The following is a 16,500-nucleotide window of genomic DNA, read 5'->3' as shown; positions in this document are numbered from 1 at the left end:
TCGCCGTCGTACTCGATGGTGACCTGCGTCTTGCCGTCCGGGCGCAGGTAGGGGATGGTGCCGTTCTTGCGCACGTCGGACAGCCGCTTCGACAGCCGGTGCGCCAGGAAGATCGGCAGCGGCATCAGGGTCGGCGTCTCGTCGCTCGCATACCCGAACATCAGGCCCTGGTCGCCGGCGCCCTGCCGGTCCAGCTCGTCCTCCTCCTCCCGGCGGGCACCCCCGACGCGGGCCTCGTAGGCCGTGTCCACGCCCTGCGCGATGTCCGGGGACTGCGCGCCGATGGACACCGAGACACCGCAGGAGGCGCCGTCGAAGCCCTTGGCCGAGGAGTCGTAGCCGATCTCCAGGATCTTCTCGCGCACCAGCTGGGCGATCGGCACGTAGGCCCGGGTGGTGACCTCGCCGGCCACGTGCACCAGGCCGGTGGTGATCAGCGTCTCCACGGCGACCCGGGAGGCCGGGTCGCCGCGCAGCAGCGCGTCGAGAATGGTGTCGCTGATCTGGTCAGCGATCTTGTCGGGGTGACCCTCGGTCACGGACTCCGAAGTGAACAAAAGCCCCATGGCGAATTTCCTCCGCTTTCAGGTCGGATGAGGGAAGCCGTGCGCTGGATGTCCATACCGCCGAGAAGACATCGACCCGGATGCCCGTCAGGTGTGCGGTGTCGATTCGACGCCACCGACGCCGAGCGCGGGTGGAGAGGAGCTCGACCAAACCTCCAGCCCGCAGGGCCGCAGCGCCCAGCCGGCCGCCCGCCGGCCGCGCCCAGGCGGAGGCTCGGCCTCCGGGCGGCGCCCGGTCGGCAGCCGCTCGCCGGCCGCTAGCAAAACGCTCGAACCCGGCGGCCCGAACGCACCGGGACGGCTCGGGCCCCCCTCGCCCACCTGCCCCGCGAGCGCCGGGCGGCGAGCGCCGGCGCGCCGGGTCCCGCGCAGGGCACCAGCGGCGGTCCACCCGGCTTCGACCGGGCATCGAGCGGCCGCCCGCACACTCGGTCGCACAGGTGGAAACGAAGGGGGTGAACGCCGATGCCCGCACCGGCCCTGCACCGCACAGCACATCGGATCGAGGTGGCCGCTCCCGCCGGAGTGGTCTACGGACTCATCGCGGACGCCGAGCGCTGGCCGCTGTTCTTCGCCCCGAACGTGTATGTGGAGCCGCTGGATGCGGCCGGCCCCGAGCAGCGCCTGCGCATGTGGGCGCACGCCGGGGACCGGATCACCTCCTGGATCACCCGGCGCACCCTCGATCCCGGGGCCCGGCGCATCGCCTTCCGCCAGGAGGTGACCTCCGCGGCCGTGGACAGCATGCGGGGCACCTGGAGCGTCGAGCCGGCAGCGGACGGGTCCTCGCTGCTGACACTGGAACGCCACTTCGCGGCGGCCGGCGGCTCCGCCGCACCGGACCTGATCGGTGACGCGAACCTCCGCGCCCACCTGGCAGACCTCAAACGCCTGGCGGAGCGGTGGGCCCTCCTCGACGAACTGGTCGTCACCGTCGAGGACACCGTACGCGTCGAGGGACCCTCCGAGCTCGTCTACGGCTTCCTGTACCGGGCCGCCGCCTGGCCCGGCACCGTCCCCGGGCTGAGCGGCCTCCACCTGGTGGAGGACGTCCCCGGCATCCAGGCGCTGCGCGCGCCGGGCACCGGGCACCGGGCCGGGGACATGCGCGCCGTGCGGCTGTGTTTCACGCACGGCGGGCTCATCACCTACAAGGTGACCCAGCCGCCCGAGCTGGTCTCGGGGCAGGCCGGGGAGTGGTCGGTGGAGCCCGATCTGACCGGCGTGACGGTGCGGGCACGCCACCAGCTGGTCCTCGACGAGCACGACGTGACACGGGTGCTGGGAGCGGACGCGGGCCTGGGCGACGCCCGCCGCCACGTCCAAGAACGCGTCGGCCGGCAGAGCACCGCCCTTTTGCGCCTCGCCAAGCAGCACGCCGAGGACGCCGTCCGCGCGCTGACCCCCAGCAGCCCGCCGGGACTGTCATGACCCTCCCCGCCGACCTCGCGCCCCCGCCGCCGCACGCCCCCGCCCCCCCGGGCACGGCCACGGACGGGCTCACCGCCGCCCGCGTGGACACCCTCCTCGCCAACCCGTACGACCCGGCCAACGACCACGGCTTCGCCGCCTTCCTCGCCGCCGACCGGGAACGCCGCCCGGCACGCTCCGCCGAACGACTGCTCGCCGGTGCGGGCCTGGCCGCCGAGTTCGTCCCCGCCCGCCACGGCGGCCGCCTGACCCGGGCCGACCTGCTCATGAAGGTGCTGCGCCCCGTCTTCCGGCGCGATGTGGCCCTCGGCTTCGCCGGCGGGGTCACCTCGCTGTTCGCCGCCTCCGCGGTATGGGCGGCCGGCACCGACGCCCAGCAGCGGGCCCTCGCCCGGCTGCTGCTGGGGGGCGGACGGGCCACCGTGGTGCACCCCGGACTCGCCCCGGCCGGCGGGGTGCGGCGTGAGGAGGTCACGGCCCGGCGCACCGACGACACCACCCTGCTCGTCAGCGGCCGCAAGGACGCCGTCATCGACGCGGCCCGCGCCGACGCCTACGTCGTCCACGCCCGCACCGACGAGAGCGGCCCGCGCACCCACTCGGTCCTCCTGCTGGAGCACGCACAGCTGCCCGCCGCGCGGGTGCACCGGCTGCCGCGGGTGGCGACCGACGGGATGCGCGGCGCCGTCTTCTCCGGGCTGCGGTTCACCCGGTGCCCGGTGCCCGCCGACGCCGTCGTGGGCCGGCCCGGCGACGGCGCCGCGCTGGCCCTGCGCATGAACCAGGTCAACCGCTGCCTCGTCGCCGGCGCCGCCACCGCAGCCCTCGACCCGGTGCTGCGCGCCGCCGTGCACCTCGCCACCGACGGCCGCACCGGCGGGCCGGCCCGCCGCTGGCACCGGCCGCTCGCCGGAGTCTTCACCGACCTGCTCCTCTGCGACACCCTCGCCACGGTGTGCCTGCGCGCGGTCGGCCTGCTGCCCGACCGCGCCCACGCACCGACGGTGGCCGCCACCTACACCGTGCCCCTGCTGCTCACCGACGCGCTGGAGGAGCTGTCCGCCGTGCTCGCCACCCACGGCGGGGGCGGCGACCTGCTGCCCGGCATCCTGGCCAAGCTGGTGCGCGACCTGCCGGCCGCCGGCCTCGGGCGCGACGGCGCCGCGGCCTGCCAGGCCGTCATCGTTCCCCAACTGGGCCCGCTGGCCAGGCAGTCCTGGCTCGTGGAGGAGGAGCCGCCCGCCGAACTCTTCCGCCGGCACGCCGACCTGCCGCCGCTGGACCACGGGGCGCTGGCCTTCGCCGGCGGCGGGGACTTCCTCGCCGCCGCACTGACCGCGGCCGCCGAACGGCTGGGCCGCTCACGCCGGCTCGGCGGCCGCACCGCCCTGCTGGCAGACCTGGCCGAAGGGTTCCTGGCGGAGCTGCGCCGGCTGCGCGAGCAGTGCGCCCTGCTGCCCGGGCAGTTCGGCGACGCCCTGTCCGGGCCGGCGGCCTGCGCCCTGAGCGACCGCTACGGGCTGCTCGCCGCCGCCGCCGCCGTCCTGGCCCTGTGGCAGGGCCAGGAGGGAGACGACCCGTTCCTCGCCGACCCCGGCTGGGCGGTGCTCGCCCTGTCCCGGCTCGGCCGCCGGCTCGCCCTCGCCCTGCCCGACGTCCCCGGGGACTGCGTCACGGGCGTCCTCGAGGAGCTGCTGCGGCGCCACCGCACCGGACGCGGCCTCGACCTCGACGCGGCCGAACTCACCGGGTGAGCACCGCCCGCCGCCGCCCGCAGCACACCGTGGGCCCGCAGCCACCGCCCCGGCAGCCGGGGCACCGCACACAGTGATCCACAGGAGGGAGCGGACCGGATGACGCAGCCATCCCGCATCACCCAGCCCGTGCACGTGCCGGCGCCCTGCGGACCGTGGGAGGAGGTCCGCGAGGCGATGGACCAATGCGGCAGCGCGGTGGTCTTCACCACCTGGGGGGAGTGGCTCAGCGCGGTCGTCACCGAACCCCGGCTGCGCCTGCTGCTGGGCCGCGACTGGCCGCGCTACCGGCGTACCGCCGACCCCTTGGTGCGCTACCGGTTCGCCGCCGCCCGGCTGGTGCTGAAGTACACGGCAGCCGCCGCCCTCGGCACCGACGCCGCCGAACTCGACCTCGCCTACAAGATCGGCGGGCGTCCCCACCTGCGCGGTCTACGCCAGGTCGACGTGGGACTCTCGCACACCGGCGAGCTCATCGTCGTCGGCGTCAGCCACCGCGGACGCATCGGCGTCGACACCGAACCGCTGACGCGCACCCTGACCTACGACGTGATGCGCGAGCGGATGTGCACCCCCGCCGAACAAGCCGCCCTCACCGGCCTCGACGGCCCGGCCCGGACGGCCGCCCTGCTGCGGCTGTGGACCCTGAAGGAGGCCTACACCAAGGCGCTGGGACAGGGACTGCGGCTGGACTTCACCGAGTTCGGCTTCCCTCCCCGCGCCGAGGGAGCCTTCAGCGCGGGGGAGGGCAGCGGCCTGCTGGCCCCGGACGGCAGCCCCGCCGCCCCGGGCACCTGGTCCTTGGGCACCTACCCGACGATGTCCCGCTACCTGGTCGCGGTGGCCCGCTACGCCACGGGCCCGGCCGCAGCACCCGGCGCCGCCGACCGGCCCGTGGCCGACGAGAGGTCCATGAGCCTGGTCGCCCAGCTGCTGCCCCGGCAGGGGCACACCCAAGGACCGCATCAGCCCCGCTCAGGGGCCGCTTAACGATGCCTAAAGGCCACGGGCGGTACCCCCTGCCGCCGGGATAACGTGCCCGTGCATCCAGCTGCCGACCCGGAGCATGAGGAGGCAGCCGGGCGTTTGCGGGGCGAAAGGAGAGGCGGCCGATGACCGAACGCGGCTCCACGCAACCGCCGTTGACCGTCGTGGCTGCCGGACCGGCCCTGCAGCTGCACGGCCCCCTCGGCCCGGCCGCGGTGGACCGGGCCCTGGCGCGCGCCGTCGCGCGCCGCCCCGACCTGCACGGCTGGAGCCTGGACGGCGACCAGGCACCCCACCCGGAACAGAACGTGACCGAGGGCGTGCTGCACGCCCGCCTGCGCCGCCACGGGCCCGCCCACCACACACTCCACCTGCCCGCCGCCCGCACCGCACACCCGGGCGGCCCCCCGGCGGCGCACGACGCAGCCGGCCTGATCGCGGACCTGCTGAGCATGCCGCCCCGCCCCCTGCCGCTGGAACCCGCCCTGCGCGCCGTGCTGCGCACCCTGGACCAGGCCCCGCACCGCGCCCACCGCGGCATGCTGCTGCGCTTCCACGAGCCCGTCGGCCCCCCCGTGCTGCGCGGCGCACTCGCCGCCGTACTCGCCGCCCAGCCGATCCTGTGCACCCCGCTTCGCCCGGGCCGGGCAGGCACCGTGCCGCCCGGCACCCGCCCGCCAGGCGCGCGGGAGGCGGACGGCCTGCTGACCACGGCCCGGTTCACCAACCGCGCCGCCTTCGGCGCGGCCGTCGCCCAGGCCCGCCGCGGCATCGACCCGCGCACCGGGACGTCACTGCGCGCGGTCCACGCCCAGGGCGGCGTACCCGGCCTGGCCGCCACCGACCTGCTGTTCCTCGCGGTGCACGAGCTCGCCGCTGATCCGGCGTCCTGGCGGATCCTGCTGGAGGACCTGGACACGGCGCTGGGGGCACTCGCCTGCGGAAGGACACCGCCCGCCCAGGGCGACGCGGGCTGGCTGGAGGAGTGGAGCACGCGGCTGGCCGCCACCTCCGCCGACACCGCGGGCGAGAGCCCCGCCCCCGCCCCGGCACCCGTCACCCCCACGGCCGCCCCGGGCGGCACGCCGCGAGCCGCCGCCGAAGAGGGCACCGCACCCTCCGCGCACGGCGGCCTGGAGGTGGCGCGCGCCCGCTTCAGCCTGGACGTGCGGGAGACCAGGCTGCTCACCACCGTCCTGCCGCACCACTACCGGCTGTCCGCCGCCGAGGTGCTCGCGGGAGCCTTCGGGCAGGCCCTGGCCCGCTGGCGCCGAACCCACCACACCCGCTTCGACCTGTGCACCGACGGGCGCACCCTCCTGCCCGCCCGCCCGCGTCTCGTGGGCCCCTGCACCCGCGCCCGGCGCATCCGGCTGGACGCCGACCCGAACCTGGCGCCCCTCCGGTTCCTCGCCGCCGTGACCAGCGCCCTCACCGCGCCCGAGCCGCCCGGCCCCGGCCCGGGAGCCGACGCGGCAGGACACCCGCCGCTGGCCCGCCTCACCCACCACGAGCCGGACGAACTCCCGGCGCCCTCCGCGCGCTTCACCATCGTCCGCACCGACGAGGACCGGCTGACCCGGCATGCCGAGGGGGCCGGGGTGTACGAGATCGAGGTCCGCACCCACGTGCAGGACGGCCGGCTGCACGTCCGGGCCGTCGCCGGCGCCGACGCCCGGGCCGCCCTGAACGCGCTGTGCGGCCATCTGCGCTCGGTGCTGGAGCAGCTGGCGGCCCCGGACGCGGAGCGCTCCCCGGCACCGTCCGCCGCCCCGGCCCTCCCCGCCACCCCCCGCCAGCAGGAGCTGCTCGCCCAGTCCCTGGCCCGCCCCGGTGCCGGACACCACATCGAACAGCTCCAGTGGACCTGGAACGGACCGCTGGACGGCGACCGGTTCACCGCCGCGTGGCAGGCGGTGGCCGACAGCGAGACCCTGCTGCGCGCCGCGTTCGACCCGCGAGACCCCACCCGGGTCATCCTGCACGAACACGTCACCGTCCAGGTCGAACGGTTCTCGCACCAGGACATCAGCTGGCCCTCGCTGCTGGAGCGCGACCGCCGCCGGGCCGTCGACGTCCACCGGCCGGGACCGCTGCGCATCACCCTGCACGAGGGGCCCCCGTCCGCGGCGGGAGCGGCCCACACCCGCGTCCTGCTGACCTTCCACCAGGCGCTGATCGACACCTGGAGCGCGCAGGTGCTGCTGCGCGAGTTCTACCGCGCCTACCTCAACGACGGCTCTCCCGCCGGCGGGGAGCGGCGGCCCGACCTGCGCGACTACGCGCGGTGGCTCGACGGGCAGGACACCCGCGGCGCACGCGAGCTGTGGGCCCGCGCCACCCCGCCGCCGGGCGCGGCCCTCTATCCGGCGCGCCTCGGGGCACCCACGGGACACACCGGTTTCGGGCGGATCTCCCGGCGGCTGTCGCGGCACGACGCCGTGCGGCTCGTCCACTGGGCGGCCGCCTGCGGCGTCACCGAGACAGCGGCGCTGCACGCCGCCTGGGCGCTGCTGCTGCACCGGGCCACCGCGAGCAAGCAGGCGGCCACCGTCGCCTTCGGCGTCTCCGTCGACGGCCGGGGCATCTGCCTGGACGGCGTGGAACAGCTGACCGGTCCGCTGCTCGGCGTGCTCCCGATGACCGTCGACGTCGACCCGGCCGGCACGGTGCCCCAGCTGCTGACGGCCCTGCGGGACCGGGCCCTGGACATGTCCGCGTACGAATGGATCAGCACCGGGCAGCTGCGGCGCTGGAGCGCACGGGCAGACGACGAGGAACTGTTCGCCACGGCGGTCGTCTTCGAACGCCCCGCCCGGCCCGCCGACGACCTGGTGTCCGAACTCACCGGCCACGGCATCGTATGCGAACCGCCGCACAGCACGGGCGCCTCCAGCACGCTGCCGATCGCTCTCCTGGCCCGCTACGACCGCCTCGGCAACCTCGTGGTCACCGCGATCCACGACCGCAGCCGTTTCGCCGAGACCGAGGCGGCCAAGATGCTCGCGCAGAGCATGCGGCTGCTGCGGGTCCTGCCCGATCTCGCGGACCGCAGCCGGCCCATCACCGCGGTCCTCGACGCGCTCTCCGACTCGGAGGTGCCCCACATGGCACCCGCGACCGGCCCCGGCGACAGGATGCTGGCCACGCTGAGCCCGGGCCGGCACACCGGCGCTCCCGCCGTCTGCCTCGTCCCCCCACCGGGCGCACCCCCCACCTGCTACCGCGCCCTCGTGCCCCTGCACGCCGCTGCGGGGCCCCTGCTCGCGCTCAGCACCGCCCAGGCCGAGCCGCACACCGCGGCGCAGGCCCTGCTGAGGGCCCTGGGACCGGACCGTCCCCTGGTGCTGGCGGGCTGGTCCGGCAGCGGCCGGCCCGCACACCGCATCGCCGCGCACCTGGCCGCCGGCGCCGGACCCGGCCCGGTGATCGTGACCCACGGGGCGGGAGAGGCCGACGCCGAATCCCTCGCCCACGCCCTCGACCAGGTCCTCGCCGCCCTCGGCGACGGCCTGCACCCGGGCCCGTGCCGCCGCCGGTGACCGGCCGCACAGGCCCGGCCCCGGACCGGCCCCGGCCCTGTGCGGCCTGAGCACACCCCCAGCCCCATCCGCTGCACTCCCCAGCATGACGGCCGGCCCAGGAGCCGGGCCGGTCAAGACAGACACGCACCGGCCGCCCACCCCCGAGGGCCCGCACGACGGGGTGGCCCGCCCCCGGCCCCCGGGGCGCCACGCGCCGCGGGACGGCACTTCGGCGCCCGGCACGCCACAGTGCCCCGCCCCGGCCCATCAGCACCGGCCGGTCCGCCCCCCGCGCCCGTCAGCGCCACCGCCCCGCAGGCAACCCCTCCGCAATTCCTGCCGGCCCGGCCCCGTCATCCCCCCTTCCCCCCTTCCCCCCTTCCCCCTTCCCCGAGCCGCGCCGCGCCGGGACCCGCCCCCGGCCCGGTGCCACGGCCACACCCCGCACGGCCGCCCGGGGCCGCCGCGCGCCCCGCCCCGGGGACCGAGAGCGGTTCCCGGCCACTTCTCAAGCGCCTCTCCAAGCACCTTTGAGTGGTCCCTGTGACCGTGAGCGGGTCCGACACTGCGTATCGGGAAAAAGGAGGACGGTCCATGCCGCTGCAGACGACCAGCTCCTCCGGTGATGGGGGAGACGTGGACGCCTGGTCGATAACCGCCTCGTTCCTGCGGGCCGTCGGCCGGTCGCTGGCCGCGGCCGGCGCCATCTGGGTCCACATCCCCATCCCGGACGAATCGGCCCGGGAATGGGTCCTGCTCGTGCCCCCGGCCGGGCACCCCGAGCGGCTTCGCCCCGACGTCCCGCTCAGTGCGGTCGAACGGCACCTGGCACGCTCGCTGTCGCACCCGGAGGACACCGCATGACCATCGCTACCGAGGCCGTGGTACGTGACCGTCTGACCGAACTCGCCGAGATCAAGGCGCTGGCGGTCGACGGCCCCGACGACCAGGCCACCCAACGCCAGCACGCCAAGGGCAAGCTGACCGCCCGGGAGCGCATCGGCCTGCTGCTGGACGAGGGATCGTTCCAGGAGATCGAGGCCCTGCGCCGGCACCGCGCGACCGGCTTCGGACTGGAGGACAAACGGCCCCACACCGACGGCGTGGTCACCGGCTGGGGCACCGTCCACGGCCGTACCGTCTTCGTCTACGCGCACGACTTCCGCTTCTTCGGCGGCGCGCTCGGCGAGGCCCACGCAGCCAAGATCCACAAAGTGATGGACCTGGCGCTGGCCGCCGGCGCCCCGCTCGTCTCGCTCAACGACGGCGCCGGCGCCCGCATCCAGGAGGGCGTCACCGCGCTCGCCGGCTACGGCGGCATCTTCCAGCGCAACACCAGGGCCTCCGGCGTCATCCCGCAGATCAGCGTCATGCTGGGCCCGTGCGCCGGGGGAGCGGCGTACTCGCCGGCCCTGACGGACTTCGTGTTCATGGTGCGCGAGACCTCGCAGATGTTCATCACCGGACCGGACGTCGTCAAGGCCGTCACCGGCGAGGAGATCACCCAGAACGGGCTCGGCGGGGCCGACGTGCACGCGACCGTGTCCGGCGTGGCGGCCTTCGCCTACGACGACGAGGCCGCCTGCCTGGAGGACGTACGGTTCCTGCTGTCGCTGCTGCCGTCCAACAACCGCGAGACCCCACCGCGCCGGCCCTGCGGCGACCCGGCCGGCCGGCTCACCGAGGCACTGCGCGAGATCGTCCCGGCCAACGCCAACCAGGCCTACGACATCCGCGCGGTCATCGAGGAACTCGCCGACGACGCAGAGTACTTCGAGATCCAGCCCCACTGGGCGGCCAACGTGGTCTGCGCGCTGGTCCGCCTCGACGGCCACGTCACCGGCATCGTCGCCAACCAGCCCGCCGCCTTCGCCGGCGTCCTCGACATCCACGCCAGCGAAAAGGCGGCGCGGTTCGTGCAGTTCTGCGACTCCTTCTCCATCCCGCTGGTGACGCTGGTCGACGTACCGGGCTTCCTGCCGGGCGTGGACCAGGAACACGGCGGCATCATCCGGCACGGTGCCAAGCTGCTGTACGCCTACTGCAACGCGACCGTCCCGCGGGTCCAGCTGATCCTGCGCAAGGCCTACGGCGGCGCGTACATCGTCATGGACTCGCGCTCCATCGGCGCGGACGTCTCCCTGGCGTGGCCCACCAACGAGATCGCCGTCATGGGCGCCGAGGGCGCCGCGAACGTCATCTTCCGCCGGGAGATCGCGGCCGCCGACGACCCCGACGCCGTACGCGCCCAGAAGATCAAGGAGTACCAGGCGGAGCTGATGCACCCCTACTACGCCGCCGAACGCGGCCTGGTGGACGACGTCATCGACCCCGCCGACACCCGGACCGCGCTGATCGGCGCGCTGGCCATGCTGCGCTCGAAGTACGCCGACCTGCCCTCGCGCAAGCACGGCAACCCGCCGGTGTGACGGACGAGGAGGACACCATGACCCTCTGGCGGATCACGGGCGGCACCCCCACGGCGGAGGAGACCGCCGCCGTCACGGCGGTGCTGACCGCCCTGCTGGCCCGGCGCACGGCCGCGGCCCAGCAGGCGGCGCACGAGGAGGACAGCGCCGGCAGCGGCTGGCACCGCGGCCACCGCAACCCGCACGCGTGCGCCGGGATGTGGCGCGGCAGATGACGCGCGGCTCCTGAAGCCGGCGCCGTCCCGCCCGCGACGGCGCCGGCTTCAGGCGTGCTCAAGCGGCGCTCAAGTCCGGGGCGACAGCGTATCCGCAGGACACCTGCCACCCCGAGACCCACGTCAGGAATATCACCATGACCGACGCCCGGCCGGTCGGACCCCGGACCGAGGATCTGGAGGACCCCGCCGACGGCGACCGCCGTGCCACCGCCGGCGCGCCGCGCGCGCGCCGGGCGTGCGGGCGGCGGCCGGGCGGCGCACTACCTGCGACGGGCCGGGGCGGCCGTCCGCGCCGCCTGGCCGCCGGCCGGGCTGCCCTTCCTGGCCAGGCCCTCGGTGAACTTCGTCAGCAGCCGCGCGAACTCCTGGCGTTCGCCCTCCTCCCAGTCCTGCGTGACGGCACCGAAATAGTCCTGGCGCACGACGTGCGCCAGCTGCGCCAGTTCGCGCCCCTGGGCGGTCAGTTCCAGGCAGATGCGCCGGCTGTCCGCCTGGGAGGCGACCCGTCTGAGGTAGCCGGCCTCGACGGCCGAGGCGACCATGCGGCTGGCCCGCGAGGGGTCGACGCCCAGGCGCTCGGCCACCAGGCCGACGGTGACCTCCTGCCCGGGGTGGTCGGGTTCGTCCTCGACGGCGTCCACGACGAAACCGTGGGAGGGGTCGACGGGGCGGCCGAGGAGCTCGGTCACGGTCTTGCCGACGATCCGCCGGGAGAGGTTCCGGCGGATGCGGACCATGGCCCGCTCGATCGCGGTGAGGGCCGGGTCGGGGGGGCCGCTGCTCGGGGAGGTCGTGACGACGTCGCTCATACCCCGCATAGTAGCCCGTTGACGCATGCGATACGCACATATATGCTTGACGCATACTTCTGCCGAACGCAACCTTGTGTCTGACGCATGTTGTGCTTCCCCCCACCCGCGGACGACCGTTGAAGGAGCTGTCATGTCTGCCGAATCCCCCGCCCCGGAGTTCACCGCCGAGGCCCCCGAACAACCACGCCTGATGAGTCACCGGCACTCGGTGATCGTGTACTTCGGCCTGCTTTTCGCCATGCTCATGGCCACCTTGGACACGACGATCGTCGCCACGTCGCTGCCGACCATCGTCGGAGACCTCGGCGGCATGGACAGCATCGGCTGGGTCAGCACCTCCTACATCCTCGCGTCCAGCGTCGCCACGGTGCTGGGCGGCAAGCTCGGTGACGTGCTGGGCCGCAAGCTGGTCTTCATGGTCTCCACGGTGCTGTTCCTGGTGGGCTCGGTGACCTGCGGCATGGCCCAGAACATGGACCAGCTGGTCGGGTTCCGGGTCATCCAGGGCATCGGGGCCGGCGGCGTCATGGCGGCCGTGTTCGCGCTCGCCTTCGACCTGTTCGACTTCCGTGAGCTGGCCAAGTACCAGGGCTACTCGACCGCGGTGTTCGCCCTGTCCGCCGTGGCCGGGCCGCTCGCCGGCGGCTTCTTCACGGACCACCTGAGCTGGCGCTGGGTCTTCTACGTGAACCTCCCGATCGGCGCCGTGGCCCTCGTCCTGGTCGGTTCCTTCCTCAAGGTTGCCAAGCGCGACCAGAAGCCGAGCATCGACTACCTCGGCATGCTGCTGCTGACCGGTGCCATCGTCGCGGCCATGCTGGTCGCCAACTGGGGCGGATCCAAGTACGACTGGACCTCCACGACCGTCCTCGGCCTCACCGCGGGCGCCGTCGTCCTGCTGGTCGCCTGGGTCTTCGCCGAGCGGTCGGCCACCGAGGCGGTCATCCCGCTCGGGCTGTTCAAGGACTCCACGTTCGTCCTGAGCAACGTCCTCGGCTTCGCCGCCGGTCTCAGCGGCTTCGGCCTGGTGTTCTTCCTGCCGCTGTTCCTCCAGATGGTCTCCGGGGCGACGGCCACCAACTCCGGTCTGCTGCTGCTGCCGATGATGCTGGGCCTGATGATCACGTCCTCCCTCGTCGGCCGTGCCGTGTCCAAGACCGGCCACTACAAGTGGTTCCTGCCGGCGAGCATGCTGGTGCTGGGGCTCTCCAGCTACCTGCTGTCCACCATGACCCAGGACACCAGCCGCCTCGTGTCGGGCTGCTACATGTTCCTGCTCGGCATCGGCTCGGGCCTGTCCCAGCAGGTCGTCACCACGGCGGTGCAGAACACCGCCCCCGCCCGCGACATGGGCGCGGCGACCTCCACGGTCACCTTCAGCCGCATGCTCGGCGCCTCCTTCGGGGCCTCGGTGTTCGCCACCCTCATGAACAACCGCCTGCGCCACGAGCTGCCCAAGTACCTGCCCGGCCACCCGGAGCTCGGCCTCGGGGCCGGCGGGCAGATCGACCCGGCGAAGCTTCCCCACGCCCTCCGCGACGGCCTGGCCCAGGCCTACCAGCACTCGCTCAGCCCGGTCTTCCTCACCGCCGCCGTCCTGCTGCTCGGGGGACTGGTCGCGTCGCTGTTCGTCAAGGACCTCGTCCTGCAGAAGCGCGGCTGGGGCGACTGACGGCAGCCGGCGGCACAGCACGGCGGCACGGGACACGGCAGCGGCACGCCACACCGAAACACCAACGCACCAAGGGGATTACTCATGCAGACCGATTTCGCACTCGACGCCGACGGGAACGTCACCGCGGCCACCATGTTCCTCATGGTGCACCACGCCCTGCGGCGTGACCTGGAGCGCCTTCCCAAGGCGCTGGCGGCACTGGACCCGAAGGACACCCGGCAGGCGCGTCTGCTGGCCGAACACTGGCAGCTGTACCGCTGGGCGCTGATGGACCACAGCGTCAACGAGGACGACATCCTCTTCCCGCTGGTCCTCGAGCGCGCCCCGCAGATCGCTCCCGCACTGGAGGCGATCGAGCAGGACCACGAGGGGCTGGAGGCCCAGCTCGACGAGGTCAGCCGCCTTCTGCAGGACCTGTCGACGCCCGAGGCGATCGGCGTGGCACGCGCCACCGCCGAGGAGCTCGAGGAGTTCCTCGGCCGCCACCTCGACGCGGAGGAGGAGCACATCGTGCCCGTCCTCGTGGACCGCATCACCCCCGGCGAGCTGAGGGAACGCCAGGGCCAGGAGACCTCGGACAAGATGAAGGACTTCGAGGAGCCGCCGATGTGGCTGGTGGTGACCTGGTCGGAGGAGGGCGTGCCGCGCGAGGTGAGCGACGCCGTCGTCGCGGCGCTGCCGCCGCACTTCCGCGACCAGATGGCCGAAGCGTTCCCGCAGTGGCGGGCCGAGTACGCGGACCTGGCCGCGAAGGTCTGGAGCGGGGTGCTCTGACCTCACCGCCCGGCCCGCCCGGCCTCGGCCGCAGCCGGGCGGGCGGCACCTGACCATCTCCCAAGCGGTGGCCGGCCGCGGCATCCCCCGGCAGCGGCCGGCCACCTTGATTTCCGCAGGCGGCCCAGACCGCCCACCGCGGCCGTGCACACATCCACGATCCCGGACGGCAACGGCCCAGCCCGTGTGGAGAGACAGATGAACCACCACCCTTCCGACACCGCCACGGCGCACCCGGCCGTCGTCCCGGCGCAGCAGACCGGGCCCCCGGCCACCGCACGCCCCTGGCAGGCCCGGTTCCTGACGCTGTTCAGGGCCAGCGCCCTGCTGTTCGCCCTCGGCGTGCTGGTGCAGGCCGCCCTGGCCGGCGAGTTCGTCACCGGCAACGTCGAACTCCTCAAGATCCACAACGCCAACGCGCAGGTGCTCAGCATCGTCGTGCTGGCCGAGACGGCCGCCGCGTTCGGACTGTGGCGCACCCGCCTGACCTCGGTGCGCCCCGCCCTGGCCACCTCGGTGATGCTGGTCCTGACGGGCGCTCAGATGTCGCTGGGCCACGACCGGGTGCTGCTGGTCCACATACCGCTCGGCGTGGCGGTGTTCGGATTCGCCACCGCCCTCGCCGTCTGGTCCCTCATGCTCCCCGCCCGCACCCGGGGGGCGGGCCGGTGAGCGGACTGTCCCGCCGGGGCTTTCTGGGCGCCGCGTCCGCGGCGACCGCAGCCCTCGGCGCCACCGGCCTGGCCGTCGCACGCTACGCCTCGCAGCCCGACCCCACCGGCCGGGTCCTGACGTCGAGACTGCCGCTGCCCCGCCCGTTCCAGGTACCGCTGCCGCGGCCACGGACGGCGGCGGCGGTGAGCACCGCCCACGGAGCGGACCACTACCGGGTGGTCCAGCGCCCCGCAGCCGTGGAGATCATCCCCGGGCACAAGACGACGGTCTGGGGCTTCGACGGAACCTTCCCCGGCCCCACCTTCACCGCCCGCTCCGGGCGCACCGTGAAGCTGACCGTGGCGAACTCCCTGCCCGTGCCGACCAGCACGCATCTGCACGGCGGAGTCACACCGCCCGAGTCGGACGGCTACCCCACGGACCTGCTGCACCCGGCCGGGCACGCCGCCCGCCACGCGCCGGCCATGCCCGGCATGTCCATGGGCGACACGCACAGCACCGCCACCGGCGAGCGGACGTACACCTATCCGCTCGACCAGCCGGCCGCCACGCTCTGGTACCACGACCACCGGATGGACTTCACCGGCCCGCAGATCTGGCGCGGCTTGGTCGGCCTCTTCCTCGTCCAGGACGACACGGAGCAGGCGCTGCACCTGCCGCGCGGGGAACAGGACGTTCCCCTGGTGCTGTGCGACCGCTCCTTCGAGGAGGACGGTTCCTTCCGCTACCCCTCGACCGACCCCACGCTCACCCGCACCCCCGGGGTGACCTCCCGGTACACCGACGGAGTGCTGGGCGACGTGCAACTCGTCAACGGCGCTCCCTGGCCGGTGCTGGAGGTGGCCGCCACGACCTACCGGCTGCGGCTGCTCAACGCCTCCAACGCCCGCCGCTACCGCCTGGCGCTGCGCACCCCGGACGGCCACGGCCTGCCCCTGACGCAGATCGCCTCCGACCTCGGGCTGCTGGCGCGCCCGCAGTCCCTGGACGAGGTCACCGTCACTCCGGCCGAACGCTTCGAGTGCGTGGCCGACTTCTCCCGGCTCGCCCCCGGCACCGAGGTCACCCTCGTCAACACCCTGGCCTCCGGCCCCATGGGGAAGGTGATGCGCTTCAGGGTCACCCGGCGCAGCCGCGACGTCCCGCCGGTTCCGGCGGCCCTCGCCGACCTCGAACGGCTGCGGCCGGCCCAGGCGGCGGCCACGCGGCGCTTCGACTTCCGGATGGGCCCCGACGGGATGTGGACCATCAACGGCCGTCCGTTCTCGCCGTCGGGCACCTGGGCGAGCCCCCGGCTGGGGACGGTGGAACGGTGGCGGCTGACGAGCGACTTCCACCACCCCGTCCACCTCCATCTGGCCCGCTTCCAGGTGCTGTCCCGGGACGGCCGCGGCCCGGAGCCCGAGGACGCGGGCTGGAAGGACACCGTGGACGTCCGGCCGTGGGAGGTGGTGGAGGTACTGGCCCGCTTCGAGGGCTACCGGGGCCGGTACATGCTGCACTGCCACAACATCGAGCACGAGGACATGGCCATGATGGCCAACTTCCAGGTCGTGTGACCCACCAGGGGTCCCACCCCCAAGGGGGCCGGCGCGCGGGCTGCGGCGTCTACTTGAGGCCTGCGGCCGCGCACGCCTTGGCGTAGGCGGGGGTGC

At 74.2% G+C, this 16,500-nt stretch carries 13 protein-coding genes; 11 read left to right on the top strand and 2 right to left on the bottom strand.

All coding sequences use genetic code 11. The annotated features are described in order from the left end of the window. A partial coding sequence (locus tag ACWDAG_RS47090) for an S-adenosylmethionine synthetase N-terminal domain-containing protein (RefSeq protein ID WP_450701758.1) occupies positions 1-566 on the bottom strand: 566 nt, incomplete at its 3' end. Between the two features lie 465 nt (positions 567-1,031). Here ACWDAG_RS47090 and ACWDAG_RS47085 point away from each other — a divergent pair. From ACWDAG_RS47085 to ACWDAG_RS47055, 7 genes are all read left to right on the top strand, one after another. Beyond that, a complete protein-coding gene (locus tag ACWDAG_RS47085; protein ID WP_450701757.1) occupies positions 1,032-1,997 on the top strand; it encodes an aromatase/cyclase in 966 nt (321 codons plus the stop codon). Continuing rightward, positions 1,994-3,751, top strand: coding sequence for an acyl-CoA dehydrogenase (locus ACWDAG_RS47080; RefSeq protein WP_450701756.1), 1,758 nt, complete (start codon positions 1,994-1,996; stop codon positions 3,749-3,751). Before ACWDAG_RS47085 ends, ACWDAG_RS47080 begins: the two co-directional genes overlap by 4 nt. Before the next feature lie 99 nt (positions 3,752-3,850). Beyond that, positions 3,851-4,741, top strand: coding sequence for a 4'-phosphopantetheinyl transferase family protein (locus ACWDAG_RS47075; RefSeq protein ID WP_450701755.1), 891 nt, complete (start codon positions 3,851-3,853; stop codon positions 4,739-4,741). A gap of 122 nt (positions 4,742-4,863) precedes the next feature. Continuing rightward, complete coding sequence (locus ACWDAG_RS47070; RefSeq protein ID WP_450701754.1) at positions 4,864-8,280, top strand: condensation domain-containing protein; 3,417 nt, start codon at positions 4,864-4,866, stop codon at positions 8,278-8,280. Between the two features lie 576 nt (positions 8,281-8,856). After that, complete coding sequence (locus tag ACWDAG_RS47065) at positions 8,857-9,126, top strand: DUF6059 family protein (RefSeq protein WP_450701753.1); 270 nt, start codon at positions 8,857-8,859, stop codon at positions 9,124-9,126. Further along, positions 9,123-10,691: an acyl-CoA carboxylase subunit beta gene (locus ACWDAG_RS47060; RefSeq protein WP_450701752.1), complete on the top strand. Its 1,569-nt coding sequence runs from the start codon at positions 9,123-9,125 to the stop codon at positions 10,689-10,691. Before ACWDAG_RS47065 ends, ACWDAG_RS47060 begins: the two co-directional genes overlap by 4 nt. Positions 10,692-10,708: 17 nt before the next feature. After that, positions 10,709-10,906 carry an acyl-CoA carboxylase epsilon subunit gene (locus tag ACWDAG_RS47055; protein ID WP_450701751.1) on the top strand — a complete coding sequence of 66 codons (198 nt, stop codon included), beginning with the start codon at positions 10,709-10,711 and terminating at the stop codon, positions 10,904-10,906. Positions 10,907-11,169: 263 nt separating this feature from the next. On the opposite strand, the gene ACWDAG_RS47050 is transcribed toward ACWDAG_RS47055, so the two are convergent. Next, on the bottom strand, positions 11,170-11,718 hold the full coding sequence (locus tag ACWDAG_RS47050) for a MarR family winged helix-turn-helix transcriptional regulator (protein ID WP_450701750.1): 549 nt from the start codon (positions 11,716-11,718) through the stop codon (positions 11,170-11,172). Positions 11,719-11,851: 133 nt separating this feature from the next. Here ACWDAG_RS47050 and ACWDAG_RS47045 point away from each other — a divergent pair, with 133 nt between their 5' ends. The 4 genes from ACWDAG_RS47045 (at position 11,852) to ACWDAG_RS47030 (ending at position 16,404) form a co-directional block, all read left to right on the top strand. Then, a complete protein-coding gene (locus tag ACWDAG_RS47045) occupies positions 11,852-13,393 on the top strand; it encodes an MDR family MFS transporter (RefSeq protein WP_450701749.1) in 1,542 nt (513 codons plus the stop codon). A gap of 84 nt (positions 13,394-13,477) precedes the next feature. Then, the gene (locus ACWDAG_RS47040; protein ID WP_450701748.1) at positions 13,478-14,170 is read left to right on the top strand and encodes a hemerythrin domain-containing protein; all 693 of its coding nucleotides are present in this window, start codon (positions 13,478-13,480) and stop codon (positions 14,168-14,170) included. A 198-nt stretch (positions 14,171-14,368) separates the two neighbouring features. Further along, positions 14,369-14,842 (top strand): hypothetical protein, encoded by a 474-nt coding sequence (locus ACWDAG_RS47035; RefSeq protein ID WP_450701747.1) that lies wholly within the window; start codon positions 14,369-14,371, stop codon positions 14,840-14,842. Then, on the top strand, positions 14,839-16,404 hold the full coding sequence (locus ACWDAG_RS47030; protein WP_450701746.1) for a multicopper oxidase family protein: 1,566 nt from the start codon (positions 14,839-14,841) through the stop codon (positions 16,402-16,404). Before ACWDAG_RS47035 ends, ACWDAG_RS47030 begins: the two co-directional genes overlap by 4 nt. The last annotated feature ends 96 nt before the right edge of the window (positions 16,405-16,500 follow it).

Source organism: Streptomyces sp. NPDC001157 (assembly GCF_053598255.1).
This window is presented reverse-complemented; position numbering and strand designations above follow the sequence as displayed.